Source organism: Mucilaginibacter sp. HD30 (genome assembly GCF_054061755.1).
Genome location: NZ_JBSSEO010000001.1, coordinates 2002583 through 2015946, shown reverse-complemented (window position 1 = coordinate 2015946; position 13364 = coordinate 2002583). Strand labels below are relative to the sequence as shown.

At 41.6% G+C, this 13364-nt stretch carries 11 protein-coding genes; 3 read left to right on the top strand and 8 right to left on the bottom strand.

Annotation, left to right across the window (positions count from 1 at the left end; translation table 11 throughout):
- The first annotated feature begins 27 nt into the window (after window positions 1-27).
- Together ACVW2L_RS09770 and ACVW2L_RS09765 are read left to right on the top strand one after the other, a co-directional pair.
- On the top strand, window positions 28-1356 hold the full coding sequence (locus ACVW2L_RS09770; protein WP_457127774.1) for a peptidoglycan DD-metalloendopeptidase family protein: 1329 nt from the start codon (window positions 28-30) through the stop codon (window positions 1354-1356).
- 177 nt (window positions 1357-1533) lie between these two features.
- Window positions 1534-2328 (top strand): murein L,D-transpeptidase catalytic domain family protein, encoded by a 795-nt coding sequence (locus ACVW2L_RS09765; protein ID WP_457127773.1) that lies wholly within the window; start codon window positions 1534-1536, stop codon window positions 2326-2328.
- 82 nt (window positions 2329-2410) lie between these two features.
- On the opposite strand, the gene ACVW2L_RS09760 is transcribed toward ACVW2L_RS09765, so the two are convergent.
- Window positions 2411-3946 carry a L,D-transpeptidase scaffold domain-containing protein gene (locus ACVW2L_RS09760; protein ID WP_457127772.1) on the bottom strand — a complete coding sequence of 512 codons (1536 nt, stop codon included), beginning with the start codon at window positions 3944-3946 and terminating at the stop codon, window positions 2411-2413.
- A 98-nt stretch (window positions 3947-4044) separates the two neighbouring features.
- On the opposite strand from ACVW2L_RS09760, the gene ACVW2L_RS09755 reads away from it, so the two are divergent.
- Window positions 4045-4560 carry a DinB family protein gene (locus ACVW2L_RS09755; protein WP_457127771.1) on the top strand — a complete coding sequence of 172 codons (516 nt, stop codon included), beginning with the start codon at window positions 4045-4047 and terminating at the stop codon, window positions 4558-4560.
- Between the two features lie 12 nt (window positions 4561-4572).
- Here ACVW2L_RS09755 and ACVW2L_RS09750 read toward each other — a convergent pair whose 3' ends face one another.
- The 7 genes from ACVW2L_RS09750 to ACVW2L_RS09720 form a co-directional block, all read right to left on the bottom strand.
- Window positions 4573-6345 carry a glycoside hydrolase family 9 protein gene (locus ACVW2L_RS09750; RefSeq protein WP_457127770.1) on the bottom strand — a complete coding sequence of 591 codons (1773 nt, stop codon included), beginning with the start codon at window positions 6343-6345 and terminating at the stop codon, window positions 4573-4575.
- 99 nt (window positions 6346-6444) lie between these two features.
- The gene (locus ACVW2L_RS09745; protein ID WP_457127769.1) at window positions 6445-7656 is read right to left on the bottom strand and encodes an MFS transporter; all 1212 of its coding nucleotides are present in this window, start codon (window positions 7654-7656) and stop codon (window positions 6445-6447) included.
- Between the two features lie 49 nt (window positions 7657-7705).
- Window positions 7706-8326 carry an HAD family hydrolase gene (locus tag ACVW2L_RS09740; protein WP_457127768.1) on the bottom strand — a complete coding sequence of 207 codons (621 nt, stop codon included), beginning with the start codon at window positions 8324-8326 and terminating at the stop codon, window positions 7706-7708.
- 45 nt (window positions 8327-8371) lie between these two features.
- Window positions 8372-9469, bottom strand: a complete 1098-nt coding sequence (aroC, locus tag ACVW2L_RS09735) for a chorismate synthase (RefSeq protein WP_457130194.1) — start codon at window positions 9467-9469, stop codon at window positions 8372-8374.
- Window positions 9470-9596: 127 nt separating this feature from the next.
- Complete coding sequence (gene aroA, locus ACVW2L_RS09730; protein WP_457127767.1) at window positions 9597-10889, bottom strand: 3-phosphoshikimate 1-carboxyvinyltransferase; 1293 nt, start codon at window positions 10887-10889, stop codon at window positions 9597-9599.
- Between the two features lies 1 nt (window position 10890).
- Window positions 10891-12018: a chorismate mutase gene (locus ACVW2L_RS09725; protein ID WP_457127766.1), complete on the bottom strand. Its 1128-nt coding sequence runs from the start codon at window positions 12016-12018 to the stop codon at window positions 10891-10893.
- Window positions 12019-12054: 36 nt separating this feature from the next.
- On the bottom strand, window positions 12055-12966 hold the full coding sequence (locus tag ACVW2L_RS09720; RefSeq protein WP_457127765.1) for a prephenate dehydratase: 912 nt from the start codon (window positions 12964-12966) through the stop codon (window positions 12055-12057).
- Window positions 12967-13364: the final 398 nt, after the last annotated feature.

The window sequence follows — 13364 nt, the reverse complement described above, 5'->3', positions numbered from 1 at the left end:
TCCGTCATTCAGCATGGTTAATTTAACATGCTGAAGATCAAAAACAACATTATCATATTTTTATTCCCGGGTTTATTATTGGCAACAGCCTGTAGTAAAATGAATGGGCCGGCAGCGCTCTTTAAAAAAAGCTCGCCACATGATGTTTATGCTGACAATCTCCGTTCTGCCGGATTGGAGCGCACCGAGATGGGCAGGCAATGGCTAAGCAGGGCAGCTAACATAGCCGGCAGTGCATTAGCCATTAAAATACCTTATAAAGAGACCGGCTTTTTCGCACCCGAAAAAACACAGACTGTCACACTTAGTTTTAATGCTGTTAAAGGGCAAAAGATCAATATCGCTGTAACAAAAAAGCCTGCTCTTAATTTCAATATCTATGCTGATGTTTTTGCAAGCGCTAAGAATGGCGAATTAGACAGGGTGGCATTTGCTGATACAACCGGCACTGCACTTGAATATGAAATTAACGAAACCGGAAAATACTACCTGCGCCTGCAACCCGAACTTTTAAGCGGCGGTCAATATACATTGAGCATTACAGCCGGCCCGTCACTCGGTTTCCCGGTTAGCGCATCGGCAAATCCGCGTATCGGCAGCTTTTATGGTGACGGGCGTGATGAAGGAAACAGATTGCATGAGGGCATAGATATTTTTGCGCCTAAAAGATCACCTGCTGTAGCAGCTGCAAATGGTGTGGTGACTTCGGTAAGAGAGAACACGCTAGGTGGAAAGGTTGTATTTATGCGGCCTGATGGAAAGGACTATTCTTTATACTACGCACATTTAGATTCGCAAATGGTAAATTCCGGTCAAAACGTACGTATTGGTGACACACTCGGCCTTGTTGGTAATACCGGTAACGCACGCTATACGCCAAGTCATTTACATTTTGGCGTTTATACGGGAAACGGTACAGTTGATCCTCTTTATTTTGTTAATAGAGAAGTTAAGAAGCCTCACCAAATAAGCGCACCGCTAAGCTTACTTAATGCCACAGTACGGATAAACAGAAAGGCAGAGGTAATTACAACTTCTGAATCGGATTCAAAAAAGCAAACATTCGCAGTTAACACACCGCTTACTGTTAACGCTGCTACTGCAAACCAATATAAGGTAACGTTTCCGGATGGCAATATCGGCTACATTGAAAGTAAAGCCGTCGCCACAATATCTTCTCTAAAAAAAATCACTTTGAAAAATTCTGCTGTTCTATTTAATGCTCCTGACAGTTTAACTGCTTTGCCTATAGCTGCGGTTAAATTGGGAGATAGGGTTGATCTATTAGGTACTTACCAAAACTACCAATTGGTTAAAATAGATAATAACAGCGGATGGATAGCCGTCAAAGATTAAACCATTTGGTTTGTTTTGTGTCTTATAGTTCCAAATTTATCTCTTTGATAATTTTAAAGAAAATATATTTACTTAATGATAATATCTTGACAAAAATTGTATTAATTGTTAAATATTAAGTGTATATTTGTTCTATCCAATTCACCACAAGCAATTTATCATTTTAAATTAGAAGATATGAGAAAACATTTTTGGTTGGTATGCTGCGTTTTTTTGATGTTATGTGTTACAGCTATTAGCTGGGCGCCTGCAGAAGGAAAAAAAGTTACAGCAACCACAAAAAGCGGATACTCTGCTAAAGAGTTGTTTAATGAGTATGTAAGTAGCATTTATCAGGCTGCAAGTCTTAACCAAGCAGGGCTTAGCCAGCCGGTTTTTGAAAAAGCCTTAACCGGGTATTTTAACCTGAAGGCAGCAAATAAACTATCAAAAAGCAGTGGTGTGGTAACCGTGGTTGATTTTACAAAGTCAAGCCGCGAAAAGCGCATGTGGATAGTTGATATCCTGAATAAAAAATTGTTGCTGAATACATGGGTAGCACACGGGCAGGGTAGTGGCGGCGATATGGCTGATCATTTTTCAAACACCAACGAGTCGCATCAAAGTAGCATTGGCTTTTACGTAACTGATGATATTTATTTTGGTAAGCATGGCCGCTCATTGCGTTTAGACGGAATGGATGAAGGTTTTAACACTGCAGCCCGTAACCGCGCTATAGTTGTTCATGCAGCTGATTATGTTAGCCAGGGAGCAATATCGCAATTAGGCCGCTTAGGCAGAAGCCATGGTTGCCCTGCAGTTTCTCCAGAAGTTATAGATATGGTTATCAATAATATTAAAGGCAAAACGTTGCTATTTATTAACGGAAACGCGAGCAACTATACATCAAAGTATTTGAATGATGCTTTTGAGAGTGATTTTATGTTAAACGTGGCTTCAACAACGTCTACAGATTCTCTTCCTAAGATTTAAAGACTTAATCCAGTTATAAATTATACAACAAAGGCGCTGTGATTATTCACAGCGCCTTTGTTATTAATGTTCTTTATATCTACTAAGTCAATATCATTTTGTTCATATGTGCATAAAGCACGATATCCAATCCATATACGTCATTTCTGAACTGCAACCTACCGCTCTCGTCGGCCCAGCAAGTAATATAAGTTAAGTATACCGGAACTTTTTTAGGCAAGCCTATATCGGTTGGCTCGGTATTGTTGGCATCCATGTTTTTAACTATCCTGTCGTATTTTTCGCCCTGGCCAAATAATGCTAAGGCCAACTCTTGCGGTTTCTCTACCCGTACGCAGCCATGACTTACCGCGCGAACTTCTTTGTTAAATGCAAGTTTAGCAGGTGTATCATGCAGGTAAACGCTGCTGCTGTTATTAAATAAGAATTTTATTTTTCCTAAAGCATTCCCATCTCCCGGGCGCTGTTTAAATGAATACTGATCGGCCGGGGCACTTGCCCAGTCTATGGTTTCAGGGTCATCCACCTTCTTACCACCCTGATATACATCAATTCCCTCATTCTCTAAGTAGTAAGGGTCTCGGGCAGCTATTTTCATAATTTCCTTAGTCGCTATACTTTCGGGGATATTCCAAACGGGGTTAACCTGCACACTGTGTATCATACTGTTTAATTGCGGTGTTTCGCGAGAGAATGGACGATCGGTTTTATCACTTTCGTCGTACTCAACAAGGTTATCGGTATTATCAACATTCCTGCCCTCACCAACGCAAACCTTCATGTTAAGCGTTGACCGACCATTTTCCATAACGTCTAAATGATAGTCCGGAATGTTTACCATTACATATTTACCCTCGCCCATAGGCTTATTCTTCCAGCGCAGGCGTTCAAGGTTTACCGCCAGGGTGCGTTCCGCTTCTTCAGCAGTCATGCCAGGCACTTTTACGCCACTTATTAAGGCCTTTTGCAACGCCAGGTATTGCGCGTCTTTGGGCTGGATGCTATCCAGATAACTTTTTAAATTAGCTGTCCGAAAAACCTGCAACATAGATACGCTATCCGGGCGTTTTGTTTCGGTATAATAACGTTGATAAATACGACGCGGACTTATCACACCAAACTGCAACGCATTAGCGTAATTAACCAATGCGTTTGCTGATAAGATCTCTAACTCGGCAATGTCATGATAAGCTTCATCAAGCGTTTTGATAGCTTTTTTATCATGAAGTTTATTAATTAGAACATTGATCCTGTCTGCTTGAAACATTTTTGGATTAAGGCCATGATCTTTTGCTTTTAACAGGTACTCGTTTGCAGGGTTAAATTTTTCGTTTATAATATGGTCCATTACAAAAACGGCGTCATAACCGTTGCTTTCATACAAGGGAACTATCACCTGAGATTGTTTTATTCTTGCTTTCTCATCGGCCAGTAACTTTTGAAATACCGGCGCAAAACCTTCGGGAGTTACATCTTTAAAAACCTTATTTTTGGTTGCATCAAAAAGTTGCTTGCCCATATCTGACCGACTTTTTTTACAGGCCTGAAAGGTGAATGTGATCGCTATCAGCGCAAAGGCGCAATAGTAGTTTATTAATTTGGGTTTGATATTTATCATAGTAGCTGAATGTTATAACGCTACAAATGCAATACCCATACCATTATCTTATTCTATTAAATAATAGTTTATTATTTTAAAAAATATATTAAATATTTATGGCAGAACCATATCAACACGAAGTTTGGTTAAGAGGACCGCTGCCCCAGGTTCCGGCATTGTTACAACCTGTGGCCCACGCTTTATTGCAGGCAAAAGAAGAAGTTAACAGGCTGATGGCAGATTTTCCGGAAATATTGCTGTGGATAAAACCAATAAATATGGCCTCCCCGGGTTTCCATATTCAGCATATGACTGGGGTGATAGACCGCCTATTTACTTATGCTAATAATAACGCGCTAACCCAGCAGCAACTTGATTTTTTGCATAGCGAAGGTGAACCGCCCAAAAAAGAGGACAGCGTTGCAGCTTTATTAGATGCATTTAGTATAAGGGTTAATGCAGCTGTTGAAAAATTAGGCACTGTTGATGTAGCTACTCTTACCGAAATGAGGGGAGTTGGCAGGGCGCAAATCCCATCAACTGTAATTGGTTTGTATATGCATACAGCTGAGCATATCATGCGCCATTCGGGCCAGCTTTTAGTTACCGTACGTATATTAAAAGGCAGCTGATGCTGTCGTAATTTATTTAGTATAACCTGCCGAAGTTTTTAATGCCTCAATAGCATTTACTAAATAGGCAAATGGCGCATTCCAGTTGATAGCTATTTCGTTAGAAGCGTATGCCTGGTCATTATCAGACAATGCACGGTTTGGTATTTTTGTAGGTAAAGGAACCTTATCTTGTTGGCTTGGGTTTGGCCCGCCGGATAAAAGACCCGGTACAGGTTCAATAACCCCATCGGCAACTGATTGACGATGATGGGGGTGCATAATGGATTTATGGCCAAATCCGGTAACCAATGAATAACTTGTGCCATTACGGCCTAATAAATAATCTAAATTGGCTAATGCAGCGTTTAGATATTGCTTGTTTTTTGTTAGTAAATAACCGTTTATTAATGCTACTCCCTGATTGGCAGCAACAGAACTACTTCCCCAGATAAAATCACGATTTGATCGCCCCATAGCCGTTTGATAGGCAGAAAGGGTTGCAGGGTTTGACAAGCTATCAGCAAAAGCTGTGAGTTTATTGGTTAATATGGGTATAAAAGCTTTTAAAGAAGGAGTTAAGCTACTGCGGTTGCGTAATAAACTGTAGTAAGCCAACATGCGTACTTGTGACCAGGATGGTATTGACAAGCGAATATTTTCCATTGCCAAGTTTTTTATATAACCTTCATCTTTAGTAGTGATATACAATTCAGCGGCGGCCCAATCAAATTCATCATCAAATCGGCTATCTCCATAACCACCTGTAACTACCTTTGGTTCAAATTGTTTATTCATGGCATCCTGGTTGTAGGCCATTTTAGGATTGGCCAAAGCCCATTGCCACGCGTTTAATGCCGCTTTAAGGCACGAATCGGCCAAACCCGGTACCTGTTTTTCAAAAGGTTTCAAAATTCTGCTTGCCTGCGCCATAACAGCCACAAAATCAAGTGTGGCTGCGGTACCTTTTTGTACCACATAACGTGGTGTAGTGGCCTTAGCGGGCATTATCATCCCGTCAAATGACGCATTGGTTAATTTATTATATACACCACCATCAATCGGGTCCTGCATGGCTAACATCCACCGCAAGTTCCATAAACATTCATCCAGTACATCAGGTAACTGGTTATTGCTTTCGGGAATATTTAAATAAACGGTTTTCATGTGTGCCGGGAAGTCTTCATACAATGACAACAGCGTGCCCATGGTAATACCGCTGTTAACTATATAACTATTATAGTCGCCCGCATCATACCATCCACTCGGAACATAAATTATACTTCCTGCAGGCCGTTTACCACTCGCGGCAGATGGATGTATTATTACACCATTGCCCATATGCCCGGCTGGTCTGTTCCATTTGCCTGCATATTTTTCAAGTAATGGGATAGAAGCTCTTTGATAATAAAACCCTTTTATGGATGCCGCTGCTACTTTTTGATGGATATCAATATTGATAGTAAATGGATAACTATAGTTTGCTTCGGGTACATCTAAAATATAGTTACCCGCTTGCTTTAATGTTGAGAAATCGGCCAGGTAAATAGTTCTGCCAGACAGATCTGGTTTTGCCGATGGTATAAGCGTGCCGTTAAATACTGTTTTATGATCGGCTGATTGTATGGTAAAATTTTGAGTATGATCTGTAAGTACTACAGCTGTCTTTGGCCCTTTTGGGTAAAATCCCAACTGGTTTAGGCGAATACTATCTGATGCTACGTCAGATTGAGCGTTTGCAGATGCGCCGGCAAAGATGCAGGTACTAAATAATGCACCCACAAAGATGTTGAAGTGATTTTTCATGATTTATAATGGTGGTACCAATATACTAAAGCAACTTTATAGTTGGTGTTTTAGTTATTCATGCCGGCCGGCTACAGAAGGCCGCAAGGGTTTTCAAGGTCAAACAGTGGTATTCCCCATTATCCTGTAGAGGTAATAATAGCCGGCTGCGGCTGCAAAACTTATTGCGCCAAAAATCCACCACAGTAAATTAAATCCGCCGTAAGCTATTACATTGCTCCCAAAAAATGGCGCCACAATTTGAGCCGCCGACCAGGACATGCTGTAAAGCGCAGCATACTCACCACGATTGTGAGGCGTTGTACGGCTGATCCAGAACGAGTTCATAAAAGGCATTGCAAACATCTCGCTGAAGGTAACCAGAACTACTACAATTATTGCTGCTACTGCACCCGGCGGTAAAATATTTAACAATATATAAGAAACACCTCCTAAGGCAACGCCGCCTATTATATATACCATGCGGTTACGTCTACCTTCCAACTTATGTATCATCACCATTTCGATCACTACGATCAAGAGGCCATTTAATGCCATCAGGAAGCCGATAAACCGCTCGCTAAAGTGCCATTCAATTTTAAAAAATACGGGTTGCATTATCATAAACTGGTAAAAGCACACTGCAAACAATGTTGCAAATGCAATAAAGGCGAGGTAAATCTTGTCTTTATATGCTGACGTTTTGATAATGTTTGTATCGGGCTTTCTTATTGTCTTAGCCACGGCCGCCCGTGGCATCAGCAACAATAGTAATACAGCTGCCAGTATATTGGTACAGCCATCCACCCAAAACAATAAATGATAGTTGACAGACGCCAGAAAACCACCTAAGCCACCGCCAACTGCCCACCCCAAATTTATAGCCAGGCGATTTAAAGAGTACGAGCGGGTTTTATTAGCATCGCTGCTGTAATGGGCAATAGCTGCAGAGTTTGCCGGGCGAAAGGACTCATTACAAAGGCTGAGTACAAAGGAACCGATGGCCAAAACAGTGAAGTTTTGAAGAAAGCCCAGTAACATAAATAACATGCCACCGCTTATTAATGCACCCACCTGCATATCATAAAAGCCTGTTCTGTCAACCAGTTTACCGCCTAAAAACGCACCTGTTAAGGCACCCACGCCGAACAGCGCCATAATGGTGCCCGCTTGTACAATACTGAAATGTAGCTGCTGGATACAATAAATGCTCAAAAACGGCACAACCATGGTACCGCTACGGTTAATAAGCATTACAACACTCAAATACCAGCTGTTTTTTGACAGACCGCTGTAAGCTTCTTTATAAAGTTGTATGGTGTAGGAGAGCATGACGCAAAGATAAGATGAGCAAATGTGCTGATATGCAGATGTGCAAAAATTAAATGATGTTTAGAACATGCGCTAAGTTAATAGCGCGATAAGTTGTTACAGCGTTGGGGTGCATGTGGTTTGGGTCAAACAGGAATGTTTCTATACCCAGGGATAATGCAGCTTTTATTTCTGAATTAGGGTCATCACCTATAATTAACAGATCTGCGGGCTGGTACCTATGCATGTTCATCAGCTCTTTAAAGATATCCTGTTTTGTTTTAGGACTTATCTCAGGATCTACGATATAAATCTCTTTAAAATCCTGCTCAATGTCCAGTTGCTTTATCTTGCTATATTGTAGTTTGGTAAAGCCGGTGGTAACCAAAAATTTATTAAGATTAATGCTTTTAATGTGATGATAATCTGCAAAAGGCTGGATGGGCTTTTCGTAGGTGATGTTTTTAAGTAGTTCAATACCTCTGCTTTTGAGTTTGGCACTGAAGTTAAATTCATCAGCCACCTGCTGAAATGGCCTGCGGGTCATTTCGTTTTTGGCAAGCTCGATAACAGACGAATCAACATCCGGATCGTTTTTTAAAAGATTGAAAAATTGGCTAAACAGATCATCTGCTATATCGCTAACCGGATAAATGGTATTATCAAGATCAAGTATTAGCGCGCGTTTCATGTGATGTATTTTTAGATTTCACAACTTTAAAAAGTTATCAAATCTTTATTGCGGCATTATGGTATTCCTGTTTCTCAACCAATGGTCGGCCACAACCAATGCAGCCATAGCTTCAACAATAGGTACGGCACGCGGTACCACACATGGATCATGGCGGCCTTTACCCGAAATTTCGGCAGCGTCGCCTGTAGCGTTAATAGTGGCCTGGTTATGCATAATGGTGGCAACCGGTTTAAAAGCCACTTTAAAATCAATTGGCATTCCATTGCTTATCCCGCCTTGTATCCCGCCAGAGTAATTGCTGATAGTTTTGATCTCGCCAGTTTCATTTTTTATAAATACATCATTATGCTCAGATCCCCGCATTTCACTCCCCTCAAAACCTGATCCGAATTCAAAACCGTGTACAGCGTTGATGCTCAACATGGCCTTGCCCAAATCAGCATGTAATTTATCAAAAACCGGGTCGCCCAAACCAACCGGGCAGTTTAATATATGGCAACTCACTTTGCCACCAACGGTGTCGCCGTCTTTACGCACACTGTCAATAAAATCAATCATTTCATTGGCTGTGGCTGGGTCGGCGCAGCGAACAATGTTTTTTTCGCGTTCGGCTATAAAATCATCGGCGCTTTGTATTTCTACATTAGGAGCATCAATTTTACCAACGCTGCTTACATGGGCAACTATTTCAATACCTTGTGTTTTAAGTAGTAGTTTGGCCAAAGCGCCCGCGGCTACCCGTGCAGCAGTTTCGCGCGCAGAAGAGCGCCCGCCGCCACGATGATCACGAACGCCGTATTTGGTTTGATAGGTATAATCGGCATGAGATGGACGGAAAACGTCTGTGTTGTGGCTATAATCCTTTGAACGCTGATCTTCATTCGGAATCAGCATCATAATAGGTGTACCGGTAGTCTTACCTTCAAACACACCCGAAAGTATGCGCACCGTATCGCTCTCCTTACGTTGGGTAGTTATTTTTGACTGGCCGGGTTTGCGCTTATCCAGTTCGCCCTGAATGTAATCCACATCAACATCCAGCATAGAAGGGCAGCCGTCAATTATTACGCCGATAGCCTCGCCGTGCGATTCGCCAAATGTTGTTATTCTGAATAATTGCCCAAATGAATTGCCTGCCATGTTGTATTTGATGTGCAGATGTGCAGATGTGCACATGTGCAGATTATTAATTTGTCATTGCGAGCGTAACGCGGCAATTGCGAACTTTTCACCTTGCGATTGCTTTGTATCTCGCAATGACAGTTATTTATAAATTGTCTATCACAAATCCCACCTTCTCCAGATCTGTCCAAAATGCCGGGTATGATTTTTCAACCACTTTAGCATCTTCAACTTCCAGCTCAGGTATCAGCAACGCCAAAGGCGCGAAGGCCATGGCCATGCGATGATCGTCATATGTATTAACGAACATGCGTTCCGGGATGAACTTGCCGCTGCAGTCTACGCTGTAATGTTCGTTATCTTCTATCAGTTTAACGCCCATTTTTGCCAGTTCGTTTTGTAAAGCCGCAATACGGTCGGTCTCCTTAATTTTTAAAGTTTCCAGGCCGGTGAAGGTAGCTTCGTGACCCAGCGCGGCACAAACAACAATGACGGTTTGCGCCAGATCTGGGCATTTCTTCATATCAAACAGCTTTTTGCTGATAGGCTTAACTTCCTTTTTAAGAAAAACGCCGCCATCTTTAAACTGTGACGTAATACCGAAGTTGGCCATTATCTCAGTAATAACGCTATCGCCCTGAAGGCTATAGGGAGTTAATCCTGTGAGAAAAAGTTCTGCTTCATCAGCCAATGCTGCTATAGCAAACCAGTAAGATGCAGCGCTCCAATCAGGTTCAACGGGTAGCGCAGTTTCTTTAAATTCCTGATGAGCGATACCTATTACACTGTCATTCCATTCGTGCTTTATACCTGCCTGCTCTAACATGGCCAACGTCATTTCTACATATGGCCGCGATGTTAATTCCCCTTCAATATGAAGTTCTAAACCTTGCGGCAATTTAGCCGCTATCAACAACAACGCTGTAATATACTGACTGCTGATATTACCTTTTATGCTGATTCGGTTGGTTTTTTGTTCCAGATTACCTTTTATGTGAATGGGAGGGAAGCCCTCGTTTTCTACATAATCTATTTCTGCCCCAAGCTCACGTAGTGCATCAACCAAAATGCCTATTGGCCTTTGTTTCATGCGGGTGCTGCCTGTTAAAATCACTTCGTCGGGCTGCAAAGTATAATATGCTGTTAAAAAGCGCATAGCCGTACCTGCGGGTCCGATGTTGACAGTTTCTGGTCCATGGTCCATGGTCGATGGTCCATGGACATTTTCTGCCAACTGCTTACTATCAACTGCCGACTGATTAAGTATCCCCGCAAGTGTAACCGTATCCGCAGCATCAGAAACATTTTTCACTTTAACTTTACCGTCGCTCAGCGCCTCAATAATAAGCGCGCGGTTGCATTCGCTTTTTGAGCCGGTGAGATTAACTGTGCCGTTTGAGGTTTTGCCGATCTTTTTAAGCAGAATATTATTACTCATTTTAAGCGTGCGTAAGTTTTTCTGCTTGCTGACCTGCCTGATCTTTGTTCATGATCTCTGTTTGTCTGCGGATAGATTCGTTATGCACAAGCTCCAAAAATTTCTCGGTAAACTCTTCGCTTAATTTTAAAGCTTTACCGTAACTGATAGCTTTTTGTAAAATTTCGTCCCAACGGTTTACCTGTAAAATGGTGATATTGTTGTCGCGTTTGTAAGTGCCTATTTCTTCAGCAATTTTCATGCGCTCAGCAATTTTCTGTATCAGCAGGTCGTCTATTTTATCAATATTGTTGCGCAGATCATGCAATTTATCCTTAACAATAGCGTCACCTGCTTCCGGCTTACGCAAAACCAAACGATCTATCAGATCTGCCAAGGCAGCCGGAGTAACTTGTTGCTTAGCATCAGTCCATGCCACACTTGGATCAATGTGCGACTCGATCATCAGGCCCTGCATATCAAGATCCAACGCCTTTTGTGATACGTACCCTATCAGATCACGATTGCCGGTAATATGGCTCGGATCACATATAATAGGTAGGTGAGGGGCCAAAGTTTTTAGATGAATGGCTATATCCCACATAGGCTCATTACGGAAAGCTGATTTCTCGTATGATGAAAAGCCACGGTGAATAGCTGCCAATTTAGTGATGCCGGCGTTATTAATGCGCTCTAATGCACCTATCCATAATGAGATATCAGGATTAACGGGGTTTTTAACCATAACAGGCACATCAACACCTTTTAGCGCGTCGGCAATTTCCTGTACGGTAAAAGGGTTAGCAGTTGAACGTGCGCCCACCCATAAAATATCTACGCCTGCAGCTAAGGCTTCTTCAACGTGTTTAGCTGTTGCAACTTCAACTGCTGTAGGTAAGCCGGTTTCGGCTTTGGCGCGTTTTAACCACTCCAAACCAATGCTTCCAATACCTTCAAACTCGCCCGGGCGGGTACGTGGTTTCCAGATACCTGCACGTAAAGCAGCTATTTTGCCTGTGTTTTTTAGTAAATGGGCAGTAGCTACTAACTGATCCTCGGTTTCAGCGCTGCATGGGCCTGCAATTAACAGGGGCTCACTTCCGCCGTTTATCCATGTGTTTAGCGGCTGTATGTTTAAATTAAGTTTCATCGTTTTAAATTGATTGCGAATGTCTGTAAATCTGTTTTATTTATTTAATTTTTTTATACTAATATATTTGCGTTCGGGTTTTTCAACTGCTGCTGTAACGATTGCTTTTTCAGCTTCTTCCTCATAGCGGAGGTACTCGCCTAAAATGTTAAAGTTGTGTGTGTACTTAAGTACTTGTTTAACCGCAGCATCATAGTGCTTGCCATCGTTCCATTCCACGTCAACATAAAAATTGTACTCATGATGCTTACCCAACACCGGCATTGATTGTATTTTACTCATATTAACGCCCAGGTCAGCAAAAATATTTAACACCTTAGCCAATGCGCCCACCTGGTTACTTACCTGGAAGCACAATGATGCTTTATTTGGTGTTTGCTTGGTCACGTTATCATGCGTTGTAAGGATCAGGAAACGGGTATAATTCTTTTTGTTCGATTCTATGCGGCGTTCCATAATGTCTAATCCGTACAACCTGGCCGCAAGAATATTGGCTATAGCAACAGTATCAGTAAGCTGTTCATCCCGTATGCGTTTAGCGCAAGCCGCAGTGTCGCTGCTCTCCACAATTTTAAGGTGCGGATACTCATCCAAAAAGTCATTACATTGGCGTATAGCCATTGGATGGGATGTAACATATTTTATTTGGTCAAATGTTACACCGGGTAATGCCATTAAATGCAGTTGGATAGGCAGGTAAACCTCGCCAACCACCGGGAAATTGTAACCAAGTAATAAAGAATAGTTAGGCAGAATGCTGCCGGCTATACTATTCTCAATGGCCATAACTATGTAATCGGCTTCTTTATTTTCCAAAGCAACAAATGTTTGCTTGAACGAATCGCATTCAATAGTTTCAATATTTTCGCCGAAATATTCAAATGCAGCTTGTTCGTGGAAAGATGCCCTTATTCCTTGTATAGCTACTCTTGGTTTATCTTTTTTCATAAATACTGTTAAAGCAAAAAGTCCCGGCTTTATGGCCGGGACTTTTCAATTTCTTGTTATATGTTTTTGCATATTAGTCCCGGCTTGTACTGTTAAAGTAAAAGTAGTAGCCGTAAAAATATGCGCTGTTAAATTTCATTGTTCTTTATTACGTTGCGAATATACGGCAAAAAACCATATGTCAATAGAAAATTTTTATTTTTTGTTAAAAAACCATACAAACCAAATTTTATTTCGTGAATTAGGTGGTTTGCAGTTTTCGGTGGGCGTTAGCACTAGGCACAGTATGCAGTTTGCAGCATCCAGTTAGCGTTTTAAATATCTACTTCACTAAAAATAAATGCCAACTGCCTACTATTAACTGCAAACTAACAGTAAGCTGACCAAAGCCTATTGAT